The organism is Pseudomonas guariconensis (assembly GCF_024127895.1).
GTDB classification, from domain to species: Bacteria; Pseudomonadota; Gammaproteobacteria; order Pseudomonadales; family Pseudomonadaceae; genus Aquipseudomonas; species Aquipseudomonas guariconensis_B.
The window spans coordinates 291,977-312,166 of sequence record NZ_JAMYBK010000004.1 but is presented as its reverse complement, the minus strand read 5'-3'; the positions used below and the strand labels follow the sequence as shown (position 1 = coordinate 312,166).

The 20,190-nt window shown below is 62.7% G+C and carries 24 protein-coding genes; all 24 read right to left on the bottom strand.

Going from position 1 to position 20,190, the window contains the following annotated elements:
* Positions 1-111: 111 nt before the first annotated feature.
* Positions 112-672 carry a lysis system i-spanin subunit Rz gene (locus NJF35_RS07825; protein ID WP_253090943.1) on the bottom strand — a complete coding sequence of 187 codons (561 nt, stop codon included), beginning with the start codon at positions 670-672 and terminating at the stop codon, positions 112-114.
* Positions 669-1,220, bottom strand: a complete 552-nt coding sequence (locus NJF35_RS07820; RefSeq protein WP_253090942.1) for a glycoside hydrolase family 19 protein — start codon at positions 1,218-1,220, stop codon at positions 669-671. The genes NJF35_RS07825 and NJF35_RS07820 overlap by 4 nt, the downstream gene beginning before the upstream one ends.
* Before the next feature lie 95 nt (positions 1,221-1,315).
* Positions 1,316-2,062, bottom strand: coding sequence for a hypothetical protein (locus NJF35_RS07815; protein WP_253090941.1), 747 nt, complete (start codon positions 2,060-2,062; stop codon positions 1,316-1,318).
* Positions 2,063-2,072: 10 nt separating this feature from the next.
* Positions 2,073-3,935, bottom strand: a complete 1,863-nt coding sequence (locus NJF35_RS07810) for an SGNH/GDSL hydrolase family protein (RefSeq protein ID WP_253090940.1) — start codon at positions 3,933-3,935, stop codon at positions 2,073-2,075.
* Between the two features lie 55 nt (positions 3,936-3,990).
* Positions 3,991-4,887: a phage tail protein gene (locus NJF35_RS07805; protein ID WP_253090939.1), complete on the bottom strand. Its 897-nt coding sequence runs from the start codon at positions 4,885-4,887 to the stop codon at positions 3,991-3,993.
* Positions 4,888-4,889: 2 nt separating this feature from the next.
* The gene (locus NJF35_RS07800; protein ID WP_253090938.1) at positions 4,890-5,525 is read right to left on the bottom strand and encodes a YmfQ family protein; all 636 of its coding nucleotides are present in this window, start codon (positions 5,523-5,525) and stop codon (positions 4,890-4,892) included.
* Complete coding sequence (locus NJF35_RS07795; RefSeq protein ID WP_253090937.1) at positions 5,522-6,565, bottom strand: baseplate J/gp47 family protein; 1,044 nt, start codon at positions 6,563-6,565, stop codon at positions 5,522-5,524. Before NJF35_RS07795 ends, NJF35_RS07800 begins: the two co-directional genes overlap by 4 nt.
* Positions 6,555-6,941 (bottom strand): phage GP46 family protein, encoded by a 387-nt coding sequence (locus NJF35_RS07790; RefSeq protein WP_253090936.1) that lies wholly within the window; start codon positions 6,939-6,941, stop codon positions 6,555-6,557. Before NJF35_RS07790 ends, NJF35_RS07795 begins: the two co-directional genes overlap by 11 nt.
* Entirely contained in the window at positions 6,931-7,449 is a 519-nt protein-coding gene (locus NJF35_RS07785; RefSeq protein WP_253090935.1) for a phage baseplate assembly protein V, read from the bottom strand. The genes NJF35_RS07790 and NJF35_RS07785 overlap by 11 nt, the downstream gene beginning before the upstream one ends.
* Positions 7,446-8,555 carry a phage baseplate assembly protein gene (locus tag NJF35_RS07780; RefSeq protein WP_253090934.1) on the bottom strand — a complete coding sequence of 370 codons (1,110 nt, stop codon included), beginning with the start codon at positions 8,553-8,555 and terminating at the stop codon, positions 7,446-7,448. The genes NJF35_RS07785 and NJF35_RS07780 overlap by 4 nt, the downstream gene beginning before the upstream one ends.
* Before the next feature lie 3 nt (positions 8,556-8,558).
* Positions 8,559-9,818: a DNA circularization protein gene (locus tag NJF35_RS07775; protein WP_253090933.1), complete on the bottom strand. Its 1,260-nt coding sequence runs from the start codon at positions 9,816-9,818 to the stop codon at positions 8,559-8,561.
* Complete coding sequence (locus NJF35_RS07770) at positions 9,811-11,727, bottom strand: phage tail tape measure protein (protein ID WP_253090932.1); 1,917 nt, start codon at positions 11,725-11,727, stop codon at positions 9,811-9,813. Before NJF35_RS07770 ends, NJF35_RS07775 begins: the two co-directional genes overlap by 8 nt.
* A gap of 129 nt (positions 11,728-11,856) precedes the next feature.
* Positions 11,857-12,153, bottom strand: a complete 297-nt coding sequence (locus tag NJF35_RS07765) for a phage tail assembly protein (RefSeq protein ID WP_253090931.1) — start codon at positions 12,151-12,153, stop codon at positions 11,857-11,859.
* Entirely contained in the window at positions 12,150-12,497 is a 348-nt protein-coding gene (locus NJF35_RS07760; protein WP_253090930.1) for a phage tail tube protein, read from the bottom strand. Before NJF35_RS07760 ends, NJF35_RS07765 begins: the two co-directional genes overlap by 4 nt.
* Positions 12,498-12,550: 53 nt before the next feature.
* Positions 12,551-14,035, bottom strand: coding sequence for a phage tail sheath subtilisin-like domain-containing protein (locus NJF35_RS07755; RefSeq protein WP_253090929.1), 1,485 nt, complete (start codon positions 14,033-14,035; stop codon positions 12,551-12,553).
* Entirely contained in the window at positions 14,035-14,244 is a 210-nt protein-coding gene (locus tag NJF35_RS07750) for a DUF2635 domain-containing protein (protein ID WP_253090928.1), read from the bottom strand. Before NJF35_RS07750 ends, NJF35_RS07755 begins: the two co-directional genes overlap by 1 nt.
* A 6-nt stretch (positions 14,245-14,250) precedes the next feature.
* Entirely contained in the window at positions 14,251-14,841 is a 591-nt protein-coding gene (locus NJF35_RS07745) for a hypothetical protein (protein WP_253090927.1), read from the bottom strand.
* A 3-nt stretch (positions 14,842-14,844) separates the two neighbouring features.
* Entirely contained in the window at positions 14,845-15,351 is a 507-nt protein-coding gene (locus NJF35_RS07740; RefSeq protein ID WP_253090926.1) for a hypothetical protein, read from the bottom strand.
* Entirely contained in the window at positions 15,341-15,721 is a 381-nt protein-coding gene (locus tag NJF35_RS07735; RefSeq protein ID WP_253090925.1) for a head-tail adaptor protein, read from the bottom strand. The genes NJF35_RS07740 and NJF35_RS07735 overlap by 11 nt, the downstream gene beginning before the upstream one ends.
* A gap of 2 nt (positions 15,722-15,723) precedes the next feature.
* Positions 15,724-16,242: a hypothetical protein gene (locus tag NJF35_RS07730; protein ID WP_253090924.1), complete on the bottom strand. Its 519-nt coding sequence runs from the start codon at positions 16,240-16,242 to the stop codon at positions 15,724-15,726.
* Positions 16,243-16,274: 32 nt separating this feature from the next.
* A complete protein-coding gene (locus NJF35_RS07725; RefSeq protein ID WP_253090923.1) occupies positions 16,275-16,526 on the bottom strand; it encodes a hypothetical protein in 252 nt (83 codons plus the stop codon).
* A gap of 63 nt (positions 16,527-16,589) precedes the next feature.
* Complete coding sequence (locus NJF35_RS07720) at positions 16,590-17,912, bottom strand: phage major capsid protein (RefSeq protein ID WP_253090922.1); 1,323 nt, start codon at positions 17,910-17,912, stop codon at positions 16,590-16,592.
* A 63-nt stretch (positions 17,913-17,975) separates the two neighbouring features.
* A complete protein-coding gene (locus tag NJF35_RS07715) occupies positions 17,976-18,923 on the bottom strand; it encodes a S49 family peptidase (RefSeq protein WP_253090921.1) in 948 nt (315 codons plus the stop codon).
* Positions 18,920-20,188 carry a phage portal protein gene (locus NJF35_RS07710; protein ID WP_253090920.1) on the bottom strand — a complete coding sequence of 423 codons (1,269 nt, stop codon included), beginning with the start codon at positions 20,186-20,188 and terminating at the stop codon, positions 18,920-18,922. Before NJF35_RS07710 ends, NJF35_RS07715 begins: the two co-directional genes overlap by 4 nt.
* Positions 20,189-20,190 lie beyond the last annotated feature (2 nt).

Here is a 20,190-nt window from a genome sequence, read left to right as displayed (position 1 = left end):
CAAGAACCAGGGAAAAGCCCTGGTTTTGATGCGATTGAGGCCTGAAAAATCGGCCTTGCGGCGTCGACACGTTACTTATCGCGGGCTTGGGGAAACTTGTTCGGAGAATCCTTAGGGAGCCGAGATTCTTTTCACGTATTCCTGACAGGCCCGCAGTGCGATCAGCCCCCGGTCGCCTTCGTCGGTGATGGCGACAATTCGTTGAGCATGCGCTCGGTCAAGTTCGGCGCGTACGGCTCCATGAACCAGGCTTCCGGCGCCGGCGGCTTCTCGCAGCCCACCGTCACAACCCTGGGCGGCAAGGGATCCGGCGTCGAGAAGGACTGACAGCCGCAGGTCAGCAGTAGCAAGCCTGTCACGCAGGCGAGCCTGAGTTTGTTGAGCATCGTTCATCTCCTTCCAGTGTGCCTGGTTCTGTTCCTGCAGGCGGGCTTCCAGGGCGCGACGGGCGCCCTGCTGTTCTGCCAGCTGATCGAGCGCCGCCGCAGCGGCCTCCTCACGCTCACGGCTGTGATCGCGGTCCTTTGCCGCCAACTGGCTGCCATAGTCCGCCGCCTGGTCGGCGAGCTGCTTGCCGTAGGCGTTGGCCTGCCACACCCAAGCGCCACGCCCGCCCAGGGCCAAGCCCAGCAGCAGCGCCAGGCAGGCCAGACGCCAATCCAGCGCCCTCACTGCAGCACCTGTAGCGCTCGCTGGTAGAGCGCCTTGCGATCCTCCAGGCCGTTGGTACCGCCATTGATGCGCTTCGTGATGGCCAGGAAGTCGGCCTTGTCGGCCAAGCTGTTGAGGCCGTTCTTGTGCCAGTACCAGCCGGCCGACATCGCGGCGTACACCGGGTGCTCGAGCAGCTCCGGCGTGCTGAGCAGGCGACTGTCACCGAACAGCGCTTCGCTGCAGGCTTCGTAGTTGGCCCGCCCGGTTACCTGGATCAGGCCACGACCGCGATACCTCTGACCATCACCGTCGGCCTCGGGCGTGTTGCCCAGGCGCTGGGCCAGGCGGCCGGTGTCGTACTTCGACAGGTACTTGTCGTTGCCCAGCTCACGCACGTACAGGAGCTGGCCCGACTCATGGCCAACCTGGGCTATGAACGCTGCCATCCGCAGGCGAGTAACGATGCCGTACTTGCCCATCGCGGCGTTGAGGCCAGGAACAAAAACGCCGGCTTGGCGGCCGGCGTTGGGGAGGATCTGCTGCAGCTGTTGAATTGTGATAGACATATTTTCCCCAAACAATGAGCCCGCACTGGGTTAGCCAGATTGCGGGCCCAAAAAAAGCCGCTCGAGGCGGCCGCGTTCTTTAATCGGACACTCGACTATACGACGATGCCAAATCGCAACATCCGACGGCGGATTCCCGGCAGCAGCAGAGCGATTTCATCAGGCGTCAGTGCATCAGAGAAAATCGCGACGAAGCTGATTTCGGTCTCTCCGCGCATGTTGGTGCCGTAAACCGAACCAATCCGCAACGGCGAGGATCCCATCAGTCGTGGTGTGGCGAGCGGCTGATTGGCCGTTGCTCCAGTCGTGTGGTTTGTGACCCTGGTTCCGAGGTCGCCGTTACTCACAATCGATCGGATAGCCCAAGACGTGGGCTCATCCGTAATAGTGGCGGTCGCCGATGTGGGTCCGGTGCCCGCCTCGTTTTCGCGCCACGCAAGGGCCGTAAGCGAAGTGTCAGTGGTGTGGTAGAGCAAGGTGCCTGAAGATGCGTATGGACCAATTGGCGATCCACCATAATCCCCCACATACGGCGCGGATGTAGCCGGCCCCGTTCCGCCAAGAGGGCCAGGAACTTTACCGACAACGATGTATGTGAACTTCTCCGTTTCCTTGATCTGCGTCTCAAGGAAGTTCTCACCGCCCTTGAACCTTACGCTATTCGCAGAAACTACCGGATTGCCGACGATGCTGGCATTGGCCTTCCCCGGCGCCCGGTTAAACCCGACCCGCTCTATTGCAGTATCGAGGCAAAACCAACCCTCAAGCGCTCGCGTTACCGGCGGAATAACCTTCGTGTACCAAGGAGCCAGCGCACCAGGGGAGATAAATTTAAGACCCATTAGAAACTCCTCAGATAAAGTTAAGTGTTGCAGCGACAATATAAGGGGCGATGCCCTGGAAAAGGCTGCGGCGATTTGCACCGACCGGATGCGTCATATCTGTGATCTCGACTTTGCTGACCCCCGTGACGGGATCGACTACTGAGTTGCCAGTTGCATAGCCAGTCTCAGGGTTAGCGAACGTCCACGAAGGAACCAAGATATTTCGAGGATCCCCAAGGGTATTCAGGTTGGACATAACCCCGCGAATCAGCGATATGTACCGATCCGTCCACTGCTGATTCCGGGTCCGATGATAAGGCAGTCCGGGCAAGCAACGCAGTATCTTGACACTGGGCCACGCCGCCCGTATGCGCTGCATCATGAGGCGTTCATTATCAAGCACATAGTTGAACAGCTCATCCCCCGTACTTGTCTGCAAGAAGTCATTCATGCCAAGGGCATACACAATGATATCTGGCGCAGGCAACGAAAAGCGGGACTGATAAAACGCAAAGTCTAAAACATAGCCATTACGAACAACACTCGGATCATCCCCCGCCGTAGCCGCTCGGATAAACGGGTTGTGGTTGCGCTTTGGCGTTTTTGACATCGCCAAGTACTCAGCTTCCATTCCAGGCTCAATAGGAATAGTAATTTCATTCACTACCGCGTAAGTGTAATTACCCGTCGAATACACTTCGCGACACTCCCCAAGTGGGCCTCCAACGTTAGTCGGCCCATCAGGGATAGCAGATCCATTCATGGTGCCGATGAAGTTAACGTTGTAGCCGTGATCAGTCAGTGTCTCTTTGAGAAACTGAGCCCCCTGTCGGTTGCTGATGCTGTCCCCAATAACAAGGACATTAGGCTCAGCACCATTGAATGGCCCCGTGGGAATCTCTGCAAAGGAGAGATCCATGATGTGCTGCGTCAAAGCGTTATCTGAGGCGCGCAGCTTCAGGCGGCCACTGCTACCAAACTTGGAAGCTTGAACCTTCAACGTCCTGGTTGAGCTCTGGGATTCCGAGGTGGTGTCGCTTGAGATAGAGGCCACAACACCGGCGTGCCCGCCCCTCGGCGCAATCATGCTGCTCACATCCAGATGCAACGGAGCGCCAGGTGCCGTAACCAGCTTCGGTGCGAAGTACACCCCCCCGGCAAGAGCGTCCAGTTGGGGCGCAACAGCCTCAGGTGGCGGGCCTGGGTCGGACAATTCCTGCAGAATGGCGTCTTCCTCATCCACCACATACATGCCAGGCAGTAACGTCGTACCGAACATCAGCGGACCCAGACTGATGCCTTGCTCATCTGCATGCAGCAGCGCGTCCTGATCCGAGCCATAGATTCCGATCGACGCTTCATCGATACGCGCCTCGAATGCCGGCGTTCGCAACCTGAGCCGTGTAATCAGCAGGTGCTCACCTCCCTCATCGTCTGCCACCGAAACCCCGACCTCCTCAGAGGCCACCGCCAGATCCGAGGGCCCCTGCACCAGCTTGGTTAGCTCTTCCACGCCCAGCGCCGAGGGATAACGCTTAATCTCTATGGCAACTCCAGCACTGTTCTGGTACAGAATCGAGTACTCCCGATCATCGGGCGATGGCACTGAGAAGTATCCGCCATCGAGCGTATGCTCAAGCCCAACGGCCACAGACGAAAACGTCATCGCACCCGCCAACTGGGATGCGACCTCCTCCAGCGCCGCATTGACTTTGTTCTGCGACAACACCGCCTGTTTAGCCAATGAAGGCACCAGTCCCGACTCGGTCAACACATCGGTTTGCTCATCTCCATGTGCGACCTGGTGCTGGATAGCCGCAACAGCGGTGGCTTTAGCGGCCGCCTCCGACAGCTGGCCAGCGTAGGCCTCCAGCGATTCAACGTCTGTCATTCATATCTCCAGGGACAAAAAAACCCGCCGGAGCGGGTTGGGTGTTGAAACAAGTTCAGGCGGTACGCCGCCACATGTGCACAGCTAGATAGGGCGGCATGTTGTTGTGCGCCTGGCTACCACCGGTCGATCCTGACGGCGGGTTGGTCGCCACCTGGCTGGTCATGTCATCACCAGAGGTGTATTCACCCGACGGACCGGCGGTGACGCCTTGCGGGACGGTATGGTCGTGCTCCGGCATTTCGGCAATGGTCAATACATGGCCGTACTCACCGCCGGTGCTGCCGAGGGCAAACGCCCTTTCCTCGCCTCGGGCATCAGTCCCGCTACCGGCACTAATCAGCATACGACCAGTCCCCAAGGCCACCCAGGTGCCGAATCCCAGCAGCGTGGCCGGGTTGGTGGCAACGCTCGCGTTCATGTAGATCGAACCCACGGGGTACACCACTGCCAGCATCGAGGGCTTGTTGCCAGTGTGGTATGGCGTATGAGCGCCATCGATGATCAGGCTGCCATCGCTTCTCAGGCGCAGCACCTCCGCACCATCGACCACCAGCACCAGGGCCGAGCCGTCTGCGTCGGTCCCACCGACGGCGTACAAGCCCGTATCACCGTCACCGGAAAAGCCATAGCCGACCTCGCTGGCATTGCCGGCTGCCGGCAACCCCTTGGCCGTTCGTACGCCTTTGGTGGCCCGAAGAAGGCCCGTCAAGGTACCGCCCGACAAGGGCAGGTATGCCCCGATCATCTTGACGATCGCCTGCTTGAGCTGGTCTTCCTGCTCGGCATCCAGCTCGATGCCCGCCGCCAGAACAACATGGGCAATCTCTTCCTGGACCATGTTCAGCCACTCGGCCTTGAGCGGTGTCGGCGGCACACCACCGACAACACTGCCGTAGCGAAAGCGGCCAAGCGCTGCGACCAGGTCCGTCCAGCTTGAAATACGCTGCATAACTAATCCCCGAGGCCGGCCACAGCGGCCGGCATCACGTAATGAACCGCATGGAAAAATTGATCGATGTTGGCGGCGATTCCCTCCAACTCGGCGCGCCCGAAGCCGATCTCAACGTCGGTGTATTCCGGTGCTTCCAGGCGCAGGCGGCACTCCATGGCAGCCGCCTCGGGCGTGCCGTAGGCATCCAAGGGGGCCGACGCCAGCCATGCCCAAGACCACCCGGAGCCATAGAGAAAATCGCCGGTGACGGTCGGCCCTACCCTTGCGGGACGGAACTCCTCGATCGTTACCGTCACGCCGGCCTGCGCGGCCAACCGACGGTAATAGGCCACCTGCGGCGCGCCCGAGGCAGTCAGCTTGTCCAACACGGCCTGCCGGCGCTGGGCCAGGGTTTGCGAGCCCGGCACGGTGCAGGCATCTGGCAAGCCTAGATAGTCCTCCCAGTCAGTCAGCAGCGCGCTGACCGTCGCCGGGTTCATCTCCAGCTGCAGACCATCCAGGGCCTGGTCGACCCGGGCCAGTTCGGGCGCCAGGCTGGCCAGCAGCTGCGCCCAGTCCGCCTGCAGCTCAGGGTCGAATGCTGGACCTGGCGGCAGCAGATCGCGCAAGCCCTCGCGGTAATCGTCCTCGGTCATAGCCATGTGATTCCCCCCAGCACAGCCACCTGATTGGCCGCCACCACCACATCCTCGGTCGGCGCATCCAGCCGGTGGTCGGTCTCACCCGGCGCGTTGCTGATCGCCGCACGGATGTGACTCAACGGAATGACAGAATCAGAACCGCCTTCGTCGCTGATCAGGCCCGCCAGGGCTTTCCCCACGGCCTGGCGCACGGCCGTAGTGTCCGGGGTCAGTTTGATGCGCAGGTCCACAGCAAGGCGCTGCGCAGCGAATACATACACCTCGCTGGTCACCGGCCGCTTGCGCTCCAGGTAGGCTTGCACCTCGGCCACCTTCGCGGCGCTCGGGAAGATGTCGGCGTCACCGTCACAGACGAAGGTCAGACCGAACGTGCCCGGGCCCATCCATCGCGGCAGCGCCCAGGCGCGGGTCACACCCGGCACCTCCAACGCCCACTCCACGAAATCGGCCGCGTTACCCACCTTGCTTGGGTTCTTGAAGGCCGCCCGCACCCTCGCACGCAGCGCCTCGATCTCCTCCTGATCGGTGCCGCCGACAATGCCGTCGGCGCCGATGGTGGCGGTGGGGTTCACCCCCAGGACGGGCTTGACCGCAGTCAGCTGCCCGCCTTCAATGTTGCCGCTCGGCCCCGCCGTTTCCGCCACCAACTGCAGCTGGGCAGCGCCATCAACCAGCGTGGCGCCCACCTTGACCACATAGCGGCGACCATCACCGGCTTGGTATACCGTCCCGGCATCTACCAGGAAGCCGCTGGACCCGGTGACCGTGGCCACACCAGTGGCAGGCACGGCGGGCTTGCGGCCGTCTTCCAGGCGCCAATCCGCCCAGCGCAACAGCTGCTCTTCATCGCAGGTAGCCGGGTGTGCCTGCTTGGCCACCCAGCTCTGATAACCGAACAGCTGGAACACAGCCCCGCTGAGTGCACGAGCGGCAACCTTGGCGTCCGAGCGACGCAACGCATCCGGGGCGTTGCGTTCGAAGTCGGCCTCGGTGCGCGTGATCAGCGCCGGTAACGTCGGGATTTCATATGGCATTGATCAAGCTCCACGTATCTTCAAACGCCAGCTGCAGGGTTTCGCCGTTGGCCTCAGTCAGCAGTACCTGCAGGTTGACCCGCTCGTTGCCTTGCCGCTCGACCGTTACCGTAACGGAGGTAACAATCTCGTCGTCGGTTAGCCAGCGCAGCGCCTCCTCTGCATATTCCCGGGCATCGCGCAGCGTGCTCGGGGTAATCGAGCGCCGCCGCAGTAACCACAGCCGGGAGCCGATCTGATCGCCGGCCACGGTCGGCGCACAATCACCCCACCAACCCTGGCGGTCGGCATCATCGACCGGATCGTCAGCACCGGCCCGCCGCCAACTGAACAGACTGATGGTCACAGCCCGGCGCAACAGGGCCTCACGACTCATCCAGCCCCCCCACCGGCTTGTTGCTGCTGGCCTCGCCACGCATCACGCCATCATGCACATGCTCGATCTGGCTGATGCCGGCGGCCACCTGATCGCCGACCGACTCGATGCGACCGTTGGTGCGGATCACCGGTGTGTTGAACTCCACAGCCGCTTCGGCGTTGACCTTGAACGTGGCCGTGTCGACCTCGATCACCCGGCCGCGTTTGAAGTGCAGCCGATCGCCTTCGTCGGTGTACAAGGCCACTTCGCCCGGCTTGAGGCTCTGCAGGCGAAAACGGCGGTCAGACACCATGATCACCACCCCGTGACTGCGATCGCCGATAAACCCGGCCAGGGCCTCGGCGCCGTCTTTGGGGCAGGAGGTGAAGCCGTAGGGCTCCAGGTGCTCCACGTCGTCTTTCACCTCGCCAGCCGTGATACGCAACTGCAGGCTCTGCAGCTTGCGCGCCGAGTTGGCCAGCACCACCACACCACGGGCCAGCACGCCCGCTATTGGATTTCTCATGGTTTGTAGTCCGCTGGAATGAGGTACTCGAAGTTGTCTGTTTTCTTGCCTTTCTTGAGCTTGCGCCGCTCGTAAGCGTCGTTTGGCTCGGGCAGGAAGCCGTCAGGCGGGGCTACGGTCATCCGGGTCAAGGTGCCCTCCTCGCCCAGCTCGTAACTGATCTCGCTGATCAGCATGTCGCGGTCCAGGCCGATCAGCGGATCCACTACGCGCACAATCATGTTGTGCCGCCACAGCTCGCCGCTGCTCTGCCGCCAGCCTTGCACCACGTAGTTGATTGCCAGGGCGCGACTGATGGCGTTGGCCCGCTCCCACTCCACGCGGTCACGCGCCATCTTGGTGGTCATCTGGCCCGACTGGTGAATCACCTTGACTCGCCGGCGCGTCACCCGCTCATCCTTCACGCTGGCCTGCACTTCAGTCGCGGCCGTACCGAATGAGTCGTCGGTACCACTGCGCTGACCGCGGCTGATGTACTCGGAAAACACGTTGGAGAAGTCCAGGGCGGTATCCCCGTCGAGGATGTTCTTGCCCAGCTCCAGCTTGTCCACCGCACGCCCCGCCGTGCCCGGACTGGCGATGACCAGGCGACCGCTGCCGTCATCGGTACTGAACAGCCGCGAAAGGGTCAGCAACCGGTCGATACTCTCGAAAGCGGTTTCGCCCGGCTCGATGGTGTGATCGTCAAGCCCCAGGGTGATAGCGGCCTCATTGACGACCTTGATTCCGTATTCACCTGCCAGAGCCTCCACGATCTTCTGCACACTCTGGCCGCGCCATTGCCCCGGCGAGTTGATCGCCGCACAGTCCACCAGGTCAGCCGTTTTCGAACGACCGGCAATGCTCAAGGTGATCGACCTGGCGTCGTAGCGGATCGGCGTACTGAACACGTAACCGGTCAGCAGCAGGTCACGCCCTATCCACACCTCGACCAAGTCGCCCTGGCGGATCCGCACCGGCACATCACCGCCGCCCGGCCACTTCCAAGTGATCGACACACTGAAATCCCGCGCCTGCCGCTCGAGGCCCGCGCTGATACTGACGTCTTTCCAACCGGCGTAGTCGTGCCCGCCAGCGCTCAGGGTGACGGTGTTATCTGGCTCCATGGCTTAACTCTTGGCGACTTGCAGTTCAGTGGCGGGCACGAAGCCCGGGTGGCGAATCGCATTGCGCGAGACGATCTCGGCGCCGCGCAGTGCGTCGCCGTACAGCCGGTGCGCCAGAACCAGCGACGAGACCGTGGTCCGTGGCTGATAGGGACGCAGCCAGACACCGCTACGCGCCACCTCGGTCAGGTGTCGATCCAGGGCCAAGCGGGCATCACTGAGCACGCCGAAGTGCTCCGGCAGGCTATCTCCCGCAATGGCCCACATCGCTTCGCTGATGGCGTCACGGAGCGCCAGAATGTCATCAGCCACTGGCACTCCGGTATCCATGACGCTACCCGCCTCGACGGTTGAACCATCCTGCTCGAGCTGGACGCTCAGCGCAGCCGGTTGATCAACGCTTTGCACGCTGGCCACCGGGACTTCCACCATGTCCAGCAGCAAATCCACCAGGGCTGCGTCCTGGATCAAGCCGATGACGGCCGCCTGGATCGCCGCGACTTCTGGATCATCAGCAACCGGCGGCTCGGCCGACAGCGCGGAAATGGCCCGTGCCCTGGAGCGTGACGACTGCAGCGAACCACTGGACCCGTAGCCGCTGAACCAGCGCTCCACGCTGGCTATGTCACTCAGCAGGCTGGCTGCCAAGGCGCCTGGAGCGTTGATGACCGACTGCACCAGGGCGCCGAGGTCACCGGCCAGCGAGGTCAGCGGCTTGAGGAAGTTGATGGCGAAGGCATAGGCGCTGGAAAGGGCCCGGCGCACGGCATTGACCCGCTGCCGGGCCAGGTCCACCTTGGCCATTGCAGCATCAAAGCGCGCCTTGGCCGACTCCAGCAGCGTCGGTACATGGGCCGCCAGTTGCCGCCGGGTGTTCACCCGCTGCACTGGAAACATCAGCATGCCGTCGATGAACGTCAGGTTGAAGCGCACCATCCCAAGCTCGTTTCGGGCATGGGCGATGTCGCAATCACCGGCGGTCACCGTCAGGCGGCCGAACCAGGGGTGCACCAACTCGCCCGGGCCGGGCTGGTCCAGCGCGGCCAGCAGGCGGTCGCGCTGGCTGATGAAGTCAGCGCCAATGATGAAGCCGACAAACTTGTACTCACGCGTGCGCCGGCCCATGTCTTCGACCAGAGGCTGGTCCCGCTTGGGGTATTCGTGCAGCTGAGTACGCCGGCCAACCGGCACACTGTCGCTGTCCACCCAGAACGGCACGCCGCGAAACGATGCTTCGCGGCGCAGATCGCGCCATTCACTCATTGGTACCTCCCATTGTCCTGCGACCAACCTTCGGCGTCATCGTGACGCCGGGCTGGCTGCTCTTCGTCGACTCCACCCGCAGGCCCGGCGGCGGGTTGTCGAAGGTGAAACGCATCTCGCCCTCTAGCTGGGCCTTGCTGGCCACCGCCGACTGGCGCAGCAAGGCCCCCGGCTCCGGCAACTGCCCCGGCGCCTGCAACAGCGTGCCCGGGTTGATGCCGAACTGCCTCGCGTTGAGCTCTTGCCGGTTCCGCGCCGCCGTGCCGGCCCCGGCCAGCACCAGTTCACCGCTACCGCCACCGGCGCCGGCGTTACGCTGCCGCTGTTCCTCTGCCATGCGCTGCACGCGCCCGGTCAGGCCTTCGCCCTCCTCACCGCCGAACAGCTTGAGGATCGGTTGCAGGTAAGGGCTGACCCGCTCCCACAGGTTCTTGAACCAGCCGACGATGGGCTCCCAGTTCTTGACGATCTGCACCAATGGGTTCCAGGCGAACAGGCTCTTCATGAACTCCATGAAAGGCGTGCTATAGGCCTTGATCAGTTCCCACAGAGCACTGAAGAACGGCCCGACCCTCTCCCAGTTGGCGACGATAAGGCCGACCGCAGCAGCGATGCCGACGGCGATCAGGCCCACCGGGGTTGCCGCGAAGGCCACACCCAGTACCCGGGTCGCCACCGTCGCGGCAAACACCGCTGCGCGCAGGGCGGTAAAGGCCGCCCCGGCGATGACGATGCCGCGTACCAGGTGCGGGTTGTCGCTGATCATCTGCGCCACCTGGGAGATCCAAGGACGCAGCTGATCGAGCACCGCGTTGATGCCTGGCAGCAGGGCATTGCCGATGGCACGGCCCACGCTGTCGACTCCGTTACGCAATAGCTGCAGGTTGTTGGCCGTGGTGGCCGCCCGAGCGGCGTATTCCTGTTCCATGGAGCCGGCAAACTTACGACTATCACTGACCTTGTCCAGGTTGCTGCGCAGCAACTCCAGATTGGTCAACAGCGGCGTGATGGCCCCAATGGACTCGGTACCGAACAGCTCGGCCAACAGCGCCGGCCGCTTCGCCGCATCGACCTGGGCGATACGCTTGAGCAGATCCAGGGTCGTGCCCTGGGCGTCTTTCTGCATGTTTTCGGCGACCGTCTTGGCATCCAGGCGCAGCGACTTGTAGGCCTGCGCCTGGGCCTTGGTGGCCGCTGTGCCCTTGGTCAGGGCCAGCATGAAGTTCTTGATGCCAGTGGCCGCCACATCCTGCTTGACGCCCACACCGGCCATGGTCGCGCCGATAGCCGCAATCTGCGCCGAAGACAGACCGGCGACCTCGCCCAAGGCACCGACCTCGGTCACGATGCCGGAAATCTGCTTGGTGTTGGCCGGGCCCGTGTTGCCCAGGTAGTTGATGCGGTCGGCCAGGCCGACCACTTCATCTTGGCTCATACGGAACGCCGTACGCCACTTGGCCATCATTTCGCCGCTTTCGTCGGCTGTCTGGTCAAAGGCAATACCCATTTTCACTGCAGCCTCGGCAAAGCCCAGCAGCTCATCCTTGGCAATACCCGACTGGCCACCGGCCGCAACGATCTTGGCGATATCCGTCGCCGCCATCGGCAGCCGTTCGGACAGGCGCCCGATGTCGTCACCCATCTCCTTGAACTGCTGTGGCGTGTCGAAGTCCACCACCTTGCGCACGTCGGCCATCTGCGACTCGAAGTCGATGGCCGCCCGAGCGCCGGCAATGAAGGGAGCCGCCATGGCCCCGCCGGTGACAATGTCGCTCCAGCCGATCTTGCCGAGGCCAGTGCTTTCCAGGCTCTTGCGGAAGGTCGCAATGTTCTTGCGTACCCCACGTAGCGTCGGTGACAGCTTATCGACACCGGTGATCAGCGCCTTGAGCTGAAACTTGTCAGCCATCCTCCCCCCTCAGCGTTTCCGCGATGCGCTGGCTGTGCATGGTGGCTTCCAGAATGACGTCCAAAGTCCGACCCATTACCTGCTCGGGATCGGACCTCCAGAACCACGCCAGGTCGTATGCGGCTGCAATCAAGCCGTCAACGTCGCTGACGCCGGCGTCAAGAAAAAACCGGCGACAATCCAGGCCAGGTTGTTCAGGTCCGACAGGTCCAACTGATTAACCGAGGAGGACGGGATCGCTGCGCACACGGCGATGTACTTGGCCGCCACATCCATGTCGAGCGTCACCGCTTCGTCCTTGTCCATCTTGTAAGGCAGCGCCTTGATGTTGCGCACCTCCTGAACTGTCGGGCGTCGTACCTCCAGTTCAGCGACCTCTTCGCCGTGTGCCTGGATCGGTACCGACAGCTTGACGACTTCTTTCATTGCCATACCCCCTTGGTGCCTTCCCACTTGAGATCGATGGTGCCGTCGTCGCCCTTGGCGGCGGGCTCATCCACGACGTAACCACCGGACAGCACGTAGGTGCGACCATTGCCAAAGTCGACAGTCACGGTCGCATCAGTCGCGGCCATGATTTGTGCGATCGGCAAGTCGGGATCATCGACTACGGTCACTGCGACATAAGGCACCAGGTCTTCTTCCTTGAAATAGCCTGGCGCGACCGATTCGCGTTTTTTGTCACTGAGCGGCGCCTCGGCCCCGCCAGTCACGGTGAACTGGGTACCGTCTGCCTTGATATAGACGGTACCCGCGACTTTCTTGCCCATGGGCGTCTCCTACAAAAAAGCCCGCACTAGGCGGGCTCTGGTGGATCGATTGGTTACACCGGGTACTGCAGACGGAACTGGTACTGCAGCGCGAACACACGCAGCTGGTTCACCAGGTCCGGCGGATACAGCACGTCCAGTCGGTTCGGATCAGTGCTCGAGCGCTCCACCACCAGGTACTGGGCGAAGGCATCGGCGTTCTCGACAATGCCCAGCAGCTCCAGCGCCTGATAGCCGGCAATCAGTTCGGCACGGATGACCTTCGGCGTGGCGATGGCCTGGCCGGCGCCGAATCGGGTACCGTCGTTGGCCAGCTTATGACGGCCGTATTTGCTGGTGACCCGCGTCTTAAGGTTGTTGATGACATACGCCGACTGGTGCAGCGTTTCGCTGTCCAGGAAGGAGTTGTCGGGCTGCCCCAAGGCGTTTTCTCGATAGGTCGTGATGCCCCGCTCGATGCGCTGAACGCCACCGGTGGAGTAGGCCGTGGCGATACCATGGCTCAACAACGACTGCCGCTCGGTCAGAATGAAGCGCTCGCCAGCCGGCGCCGGCGTGATACCAGTCAGCTCGCCGGTTTGCGTAGGCCGCGCCGGGTCCGCCGAAATGAACACAGCGGTGCGCGCCGCATAAGCAGCAGCTTGACGCCACACCGGATCCGGGCAGGCCCTCTCGAAGCCATACACCGTGACGTGGGGATCGTTGCGCGAATCGCCCAACGCCACCAGCTCACCCAGGGTGCCGCGCTTGGCCGAGTACACATGACCGTACAACTGCCGCGCCCAGCTCCAGCGACCGCTGCTGTCATCCATGAAGGCTTGCCAGGCATCCAGCGATGCGGCATCGGCCCAAGGCGCACAGATGAACTCGAACGGCTCATCGCCTAGCGCCGCCAGGGCTTGCGCCACGTCTGGCGTACCCATCCCACCGGCCATCGGCGTGACAGTCACCGTCAGCCCGGCCGGGGTGAATTCGCCACCATTGCGCCCCTGGCGGTTCAGCTCCAGCTGGATGTCGTTGCCGCTCAGGCCCGACCAGCGACAGGTCAGCGTGACCTCTCCAGCCTCTGTGATCGCCGCCACAGACAAGCCGGCGGCATTGATGGCCGCCGCCAGGGCGGTCGCCGCTTCGGCTGCCGTGGCGCCGCTGGCCACCGTGGCGCGCACGCGTTGGCCGGCCACGTACAGGTTGAGCTGCCCGCCTGCCGTCGCCGCGCCGGCGATGGTCAGCTTGCCGCTGGCCTGGGTCCCGGTAGCCTTGATCGGCAGACACCAGACCTCGCCCATCGGATCGCTGCGCCGCCAAGTGTCGTACATCTCGGCGAGCATCGAGCCCACGCCGCCGATGCTCTTAGCCAAGCTCAGGCTCGACACCAGGGTCAGCTTGCCGATTTCATCGGCCTCGGCATCATCGTTGACCTGGCCAACGATCAGGCGCTGCAAGCTGCCGACGGCGCTGTTGGCCTGGCTGTTGTCGACCTCGGCATAGAACAGCGGCACCCTGATGTCGCTGGGGATGCTATTGAAACTGACGGCCATTACTCAGCACTCCCAGTGTCAGTGGTTTTCGTTTTCGCCTTGGCCTTGCTCGGCTCGGCGGGTTTCCGGTCGGTCACGTCGCCGTCACGCAGGCGGCGCAACCAGTACGCGTCTCGGGGCACAGCACGCCCGTCGGGGCCCAGCGTGCCGCCTAGCTCCGGGTCGGGCACGGTGCGGCCCTCGACCGGGTAAACGGTGATTCGAGTCATGAGGGGTCACTCTTGCGAAAGTTCGGTGGAAAAACGCACTTCTACCCGGCCATCAGGGCCAGGCGCTGTGTGGTTGGGGTCTTTCGGGTCCAGGCTGTCAAAGTTGAAGTCGATGCCCCGTAGCGGCGGCAGGCCGTCCAACTTGTACTCTTGCCAGGTTTCGGCGGGGTCACCCGCCCTGCTGCGGCCGATCTGGCTTTCCGCTTCGAAGCCATAGCGGTACACCACTTTCGCCCGGTCGATCACCATCAAGCTGCCGCCGACATAGGTGATCGGTTCGTGATCATCCGACTCCAGGCCGACCAGGGCCCGGAACAGCTCAGCACGCAGGTCATGCAGCACGTCCACCGCCTGCTGCCCACGTTCATCGCGGGTCTGCAGGACCAACACCACGTCGAACTGGTCGACAAGCGTCTGCCGCGCTTTGTTCTGAGCGAGGTTTTCACCCGCTTCGTCACCAGTGCAGATCACATAGCACGCCGGCGTGACCATCTTGGCCGATGCCATCACGGCATCCATGTCGATGCCGCCGGCAACCCGACCGCCCAGCGAAGGGCAGTGGCGTTTCAAGTGTTCAATCAAGGGGGACAATCGCATAGCTCAACCTCCCAGTGCCCGAGCGAAGGCCGCCTTCAGGATCCGCTGCACATCCGCTCGGCTGTCCTCGAGCGCATCGGCCATGTAGTTGGCTCGCGGCGTGATCCGCCACCCGCCAGAGGCACGCAGGGCAATCAGCTTCGCCCGGGCGCCGCGCCGGCGACGCTTCCCCGGACCAAGGCCGCGGACCCGGGCACCTCGCTTCACCCCGTAGTTCAGATAGGCGGGGTAGTACTCCTTCATTCCACTGGTCTTCTGCGGCGCGATACGCACCAAGAATCCCGACCGGGATAGCTTGACCCGAATGGAATGCACCAGTTCTCCCGTACGGTTTACCGGGTAGTCGCTCGCTCCCCGGGACAGCGCAATCGCTAACTGCGCACGGGCTGCCACCAGGCGGCCCGCCTTGCGCATACCCGCACGCACCTTGCGCTTGTCGAAGAAGTCCTTGGGTAGGTCATCGAAGCCATCAATATGCAGGTACGGCTGCACGCTCAAGCTAGTAGCCATAGATCCCTCCACCCTGCTCAGCGGCCAGGCCCAGTTCCTCGACCTCCAGCACCAGAAATCGGCGGTTACTCAGATCACTGGACCGGCGCACGCGATAGACAATCTCGTTGCCCCGGTACTTCTCGACCACTTCGTGGGACTCGGTGATGCCCGGACGGAAACGCAGCGTTACACGGTGCGTGAACACTGCACCGGACTGCACAGAGCCGCTGTAAACAGCACTGCCGACAGGCTGGATCTTGGCCCAGCAGTCGAATTCACCTTCGTATTCGGAATCGAGACCAACACCGTCGCCCTGGGGAAGGTCGCGCCGAAGCCGCAGTCGAACGCGGCGGTTTAGCTCCCCCGAGGCAGGCTCTTTAAGGATCATGGCTAGAACCTCGGCGGAACGGTGATGTCCGCCAGCAGATGATCGAGGTAGGTGCCAGGAAGCGGTGACAAGGACTGCCCCACCACCATGACACCCCGATGGGTGAAAGCCGTTTCAGCGGCCATCAGCAACCAGCTGAGTACACCCGGGTGCGCCTCCAGGTCCGTACCGGCGCGGTAACGGATCCGCAAACGCCCCTCGGGACGGCCTGCCGGGAACTCCAGGTAACTCTCCTTGCCCCCCAGGTGAAGCACCACTTGCCCTTCGTAGGGCATCACCTGCCCGGCGTCTCCCAGCACCACCACGGACTCGACGGCAACCACCTGGCCAACGTCCAGCGAATGGCCCGACGGATACGCCGCCGGCCAGTCCTCCTCGTAGATCGCCTCACGAATCGCCGCCCCCGTCCTCGATTCGCCCTGGGCGGTCACCCCAGGGATGATGATCTGGTCGATCAGCTCAGGCTGCAGGTCTTCTGGTTCAGCCCGGCATTGAAAGGCCACCTGCTCCAACGTCAGCACGGGCGCCCCCGTGTAGGCGATGCGGCGAGCCATCAGGGTTTTTCTTCGTCGTCATTCGGATCGGTGTTGTTCGGACCCGAATCCGGTGGCGGCTCCGTCGATGGGCCGGACTGGGCGGGCCCTTTCGCCGCCGGGGCCGCCTTGCCCTTACCACCACCGGACTTGCCAGCTTTCTTGCCTTCGTACAGCTCAGCGCGACCACCATCGATCAACGACTGCGCCACGTCTTCCTCGAAACCCGCCACTTCGCCCTTGCCATAGCCACGCCAAGAGCCAGTGAACACAACAATTACCTTTGCCATAACGTCCATCCAGTTGAGCGGCCCCGGACCATCCGGGGCCGGGGATTACATGCCTGCGCCCCACTTCACGGCGACCGCTACCACGATGCTTTCGACGTGACGCGGGCCGAAGTCATGCTTCGCGATCACGCGCAGCAGGGTCTGGTCACGCTGGAAGGCACTGATCACCTCGCCCTGAGCATCCTTGTAGGAAGCCTCGTTGCTGAAGCTCAGGGTGAGGTCCATGTCTTCACCGATCATGCAGTCGGCGAAGTTGACGAAGTAGATCTCGGTTTCGTCGCCATCGACGCCGAGGTTCACCGGGATCTGGTTACTGAGGCCCACCGGGTAGCCCTTGAGCATGCCCTGATCGATTTCGGGGTACGCCTTATTGCCATTACCGTCACGCAGCGCCTGCAACCAACGCAGCACACGTGGCGCCATCAACCAGCCGCACGACTTCATCATCACGTTCGCCGTTTCCAGGCGCAGCATCATGCCGCCCAGGAACAGGTCGATCTTTTCCAGCGTCAGGCCATCGACCACAGGCGCCGTCAGGACGTTGAAAGGCAGCGCCCAGTGCCGCATACCTTTGGGCAGCGAGCCAGAGCCATCAGCCCGGATGAAGTGCAGATCTTCCGACAGGCCCATGCTCACAGTCAGGTCATTGAGCACCAGGCCATCGACGCGTGGGTTCACCCCGCTCATGGCCAACAGGTCGTTGGAAATCGGCACGATGGCGGCAGCCTTCTTCGCCGACAGCTTGGTGTCAGCGAACGTCATGCCGGTGATCGGGATATCGGTATCGCTACCGATGTACGTCACCACGGTGTTGCCGGTGATACGCGGCTGGGTCAGGTTGCCGTTGTTCAGCGGCAGGCTGGTGACACCCATTTTGCGAACGATGGACACCGGGCGAAGCGACTCGATGACTTCGGTCGCGAAGTTCTGCGGCACCAGCACACCGCCCGCACCTGGGGTTACGACGCTCAACGCCATGTGGACATCAGCGGGGAAACCACCGTCCTTCGCCATCTGAGCGGCCGTCTGCTGGTTGCCATGGGCAGACGCCAACAAACGCGCCATCTGCGCCATGCCGGTACCAGGCTTGGCTTTTTCGCTGAACGGGCCGGAAATGCGGCCTTGTGGTGGGCTGGTCGCACCCTGAGCCGACTCGTTGACCGGTACCGCGCTGGCAGCAGCCAACTGCTCGGCCGATTCTGCTCGCTTGATCTTGGCCGTCAGGTCGTTGATCTGCGTTTCCAGGCTGGTGAACTGCTGCAGTTGCTCGACACTCAAGCTACCGCCTTCAGCCTCGATCTTGGCCAGGGCCTGTACCTGGGCGACCAGGCCGGCGCGCTCGTTACGCATTTGAAGTACAAGGGACATGCTGCCTCCTGGGCATAAAAAAACCCGCACTGGGCGGGTCGAGATTCAGTTGATGCGGCTGGGTCAGGCGAACGCCTGCATCGCTAACGCTGCTGCCCGCACGCTGATGCGGCTCGACTGGCGTGTTGCGCGGTTCTGCGCAACGGCCCGCGACAGCTCGTCAACGGTGTGTTGGGGGTTCTGCAGGCGATCAGCCAGCCCTGCGTTGATTGCCATCTGACCGCGATACAGCGCGGCCTCGGTGGCGATTACTTTGGCGACCGGCAGTCCGCGATACTCGGCAACAGCATTGACGAACATCTGGTAGCTCTCCTGCACCAGTTCATTGAGGAAGGCCAGCGACTGCTCGGTGATGGGCTCATGCGGCGAGAGGTCGTTCTTGTGCGCCCCGGCATACACCGTGGTCACCTTCACGCCCATCCCCTCCTCCATCTTCGAGCGATCCATGTGGCTGGCAATCACGCCGATGGAGCCAACACCGCTAGTGCGACTCACCACCAGTTCGCTACACGCCGAACCGATCAGGTAGCCACCGCTGTACGCCATGAAGTTGACCAGGCCGGTGATGGGCTTCTGCGCGGTCATCGCCCGGATGTCCTCGGCCAGCTCGAAAGCCCCCACGGCAGAACCGCCTGGGCTGTCGATATCCAGCACGATGTGCTCGACCAGCGGATCAGCCACAGCGCGCTGCAGCTGGGAGCGCAGCCCTTCGTAACTGGTCATGGTCTCGCAGGCGTTGAGGTGACTCCCGCGACTGACCAACAAGCCGCTGACCGGGACAACCTCGATCCCGGTCTGGGCAATCGCGTTGCGACGCTGCTCGTCCGCGAACGCCACGCGGTCGACGGGATCGTCATCCTTCCAGAGCTGGGCCGAGCTGCCGCCGAGGTTGATGATGTTGAGGCTCATGGTCTGGTTGGCCCAGCGCACGCCCAGGTCGAGCATGTCCGGTGTCACCAGCAGGGGTTGATTGAACAGCAGGCTGGATGCCCGCAGATGACGCTTACTCATTGGGCAAGGATCCTCCCGATCTCGGCGTGCTGCAGCTCCAACTGGGCGCGCACGGTGGGGTTGTTCAGGTCGGGCTGTTTGCCCGCGTCGACCATGTTGAGCGGCTGTAGGTAGATATCACCCCCCTGCACGGGCGGCATGTTCTCCAGGCGCCGGATGTCGTTCACGCTCAGCCAGCCCCACTGGCGACCGATGGCGTAGGCCTCATAGCGACTCTTCTGGTCGCCACGCAGCAGGCCGGACAGATTGAACTCGATGAAGTAATCCCGCCGATCCTTCGCCAGCAGGAAGTCGCGCATCATCGCCTGCTCATGGCGCTTCACCCAGGGCAGCAAGGCGAACACCACAAACTGAATCATCAGTTGTTCCAGGGTGTTGTAGTTCGACTTCTCAAGGTCGTTCACCATGGGCAGCGGGATCTTGTAGATCCGCGCAATGTCCAGGCCGGTCAGCTTCATGATGCCGACGATCTCGGCATCGACGTTGGTCATCGACACCGGTTTGAAGGTCATCCCCTCCTGCAGCAAGGCCACCTTCTTGGAGTTGTCCATGCCGCCGAACTTCTGCCCCCACTGGTCGACGATCTTGTCGATGGTGCCCTGATCCTTGATCGCGGGCGCCTCACGGGGGCGCTCGATCACACCGGACACGGCCACGCCGTTGGCAAAACTTTTGCCCGTGTACTGGCGTACCGCCTGAGTCAGCCCAATCGCGTCAGCGTGCAACTCAATGGGTGACAGCCCGACGTAAGGGTTCGTACCGAACCAGCGAACGTGATGCACCATCCGCATGGGCACCGACTCGCTGGTACCAATCCGGTAGTAAGGCAGCAGGTCGGCGCCCTTGAGCACCTGGACCTGTTCGTTCTTTAGCGCCCACAGCGCCGTGACGTTGCCGTCTTCGCGCCGGTCGATGAAGCTGAAGGCGTTACCCCGTAGGCCGGCCGCGCCCTGGTGCCGCTCCATGTATTCACAGGGCGTCTGGAACGGATTGGGCTGATAGCGCAGCACGTCATACAAGGGGTGATTGATCGCCGACTCCCGCTGCCCTTTCTCCTTGCGCTGATACAGCTCCAGCGGCAGCTGCGCTACTGTCTCGGCCAGCAAGGTCACGCAGTTCTGCAGGATGGGCAGGGCAAGCGCAGTATCAGGCGTTACCGCAACGCCGGCAGAACTTCGACCACGACCGAGCAGGCCACGCCAGAACCCGCTGTCCGGGTTGGTCAATGTGCCCGCGCCCGAGGCGAGCAAGCTGGAAAAGAACATGG

What these genes read in the sequence shown, in the direction of transcription:
- NJF35_RS07820 (WP_253090942.1), bottom strand. Translation starts at nt 1,220, where the DNA reads ATGTCTATCACAATTCAACAGCTGCAGCAGATCCTCCCCAACGCCGGC.
- NJF35_RS07765 (WP_253090931.1), bottom strand. Translation starts at nt 12,153, where the DNA reads ATGAAAGAAGTCGTCAAGCTGTCGGTACCGATCCAGGCACACGGCGAA.
- NJF35_RS07795 (WP_253090937.1), bottom strand. Translation starts at nt 6,565, where the DNA reads ATGCCATATGAAATCCCGACGTTACCGGCGCTGATCACGCGCACCGAG.
- NJF35_RS07780 (WP_253090934.1), bottom strand. Translation starts at nt 8,555, where the DNA reads ATGGAGCCAGATAACACCGTCACCCTGAGCGCTGGCGGGCACGACTAC.
- NJF35_RS07770 (WP_253090932.1), bottom strand. Translation starts at nt 11,727, where the DNA reads ATGGCTGACAAGTTTCAGCTCAAGGCGCTGATCACCGGTGTCGATAAG.
- NJF35_RS07785 (WP_253090935.1), bottom strand. Translation starts at nt 7,449, where the DNA reads ATGAGAAATCCAATAGCGGGCGTGCTGGCCCGTGGTGTGGTGGTGCTG.
- NJF35_RS07805 (WP_253090939.1), bottom strand. Translation starts at nt 4,887, where the DNA reads ATGCAGCGTATTTCAAGCTGGACGGACCTGGTCGCAGCGCTTGGCCGC.
- NJF35_RS07810 (WP_253090940.1), bottom strand. Translation starts at nt 3,935, where the DNA reads ATGACAGACGTTGAATCGCTGGAGGCCTACGCTGGCCAGCTGTCGGAG.
- NJF35_RS07710 (WP_253090920.1), bottom strand. Translation starts at nt 20,188, where the DNA reads ATGTTCTTTTCCAGCTTGCTCGCCTCGGGCGCGGGCACATTGACCAAC.
- NJF35_RS07740 (WP_253090926.1), bottom strand. Translation starts at nt 15,351, where the DNA reads ATGGCTACTAGCTTGAGCGTGCAGCCGTACCTGCATATTGATGGCTTC.
- NJF35_RS07735 (WP_253090925.1), bottom strand. Translation starts at nt 15,721, where the DNA reads ATGATCCTTAAAGAGCCTGCCTCGGGGGAGCTAAACCGCCGCGTTCGA.
- NJF35_RS07720 (WP_253090922.1), bottom strand. Translation starts at nt 17,912, where the DNA reads ATGTCCCTTGTACTTCAAATGCGTAACGAGCGCGCCGGCCTGGTCGCC.
- NJF35_RS07715 (WP_253090921.1), bottom strand. Translation starts at nt 18,923, where the DNA reads ATGAGTAAGCGTCATCTGCGGGCATCCAGCCTGCTGTTCAATCAACCC.
- NJF35_RS07745 (WP_253090927.1), bottom strand. Translation starts at nt 14,841, where the DNA reads ATGCGATTGTCCCCCTTGATTGAACACTTGAAACGCCACTGCCCTTCG.
- NJF35_RS07775 (WP_253090933.1), bottom strand. Translation starts at nt 9,818, where the DNA reads ATGAGTGAATGGCGCGATCTGCGCCGCGAAGCATCGTTTCGCGGCGTG.
- NJF35_RS07750 (WP_253090928.1), bottom strand. Translation starts at nt 14,244, where the DNA reads ATGACTCGAATCACCGTTTACCCGGTCGAGGGCCGCACCGTGCCCGAC.
- NJF35_RS07760 (WP_253090930.1), bottom strand. Translation starts at nt 12,497, where the DNA reads ATGGGCAAGAAAGTCGCGGGTACCGTCTATATCAAGGCAGACGGTACC.
- NJF35_RS07755 (WP_253090929.1), bottom strand. Translation starts at nt 14,035, where the DNA reads ATGGCCGTCAGTTTCAATAGCATCCCCAGCGACATCAGGGTGCCGCTG.
- NJF35_RS07790 (WP_253090936.1), bottom strand. Translation starts at nt 6,941, where the DNA reads ATGAGTCGTGAGGCCCTGTTGCGCCGGGCTGTGACCATCAGTCTGTTC.
- NJF35_RS07800 (WP_253090938.1), bottom strand. Translation starts at nt 5,525, where the DNA reads ATGACCGAGGACGATTACCGCGAGGGCTTGCGCGATCTGCTGCCGCCA.
- NJF35_RS07815 (WP_253090941.1), bottom strand. Translation starts at nt 2,062, where the DNA reads ATGGGTCTTAAATTTATCTCCCCTGGTGCGCTGGCTCCTTGGTACACG.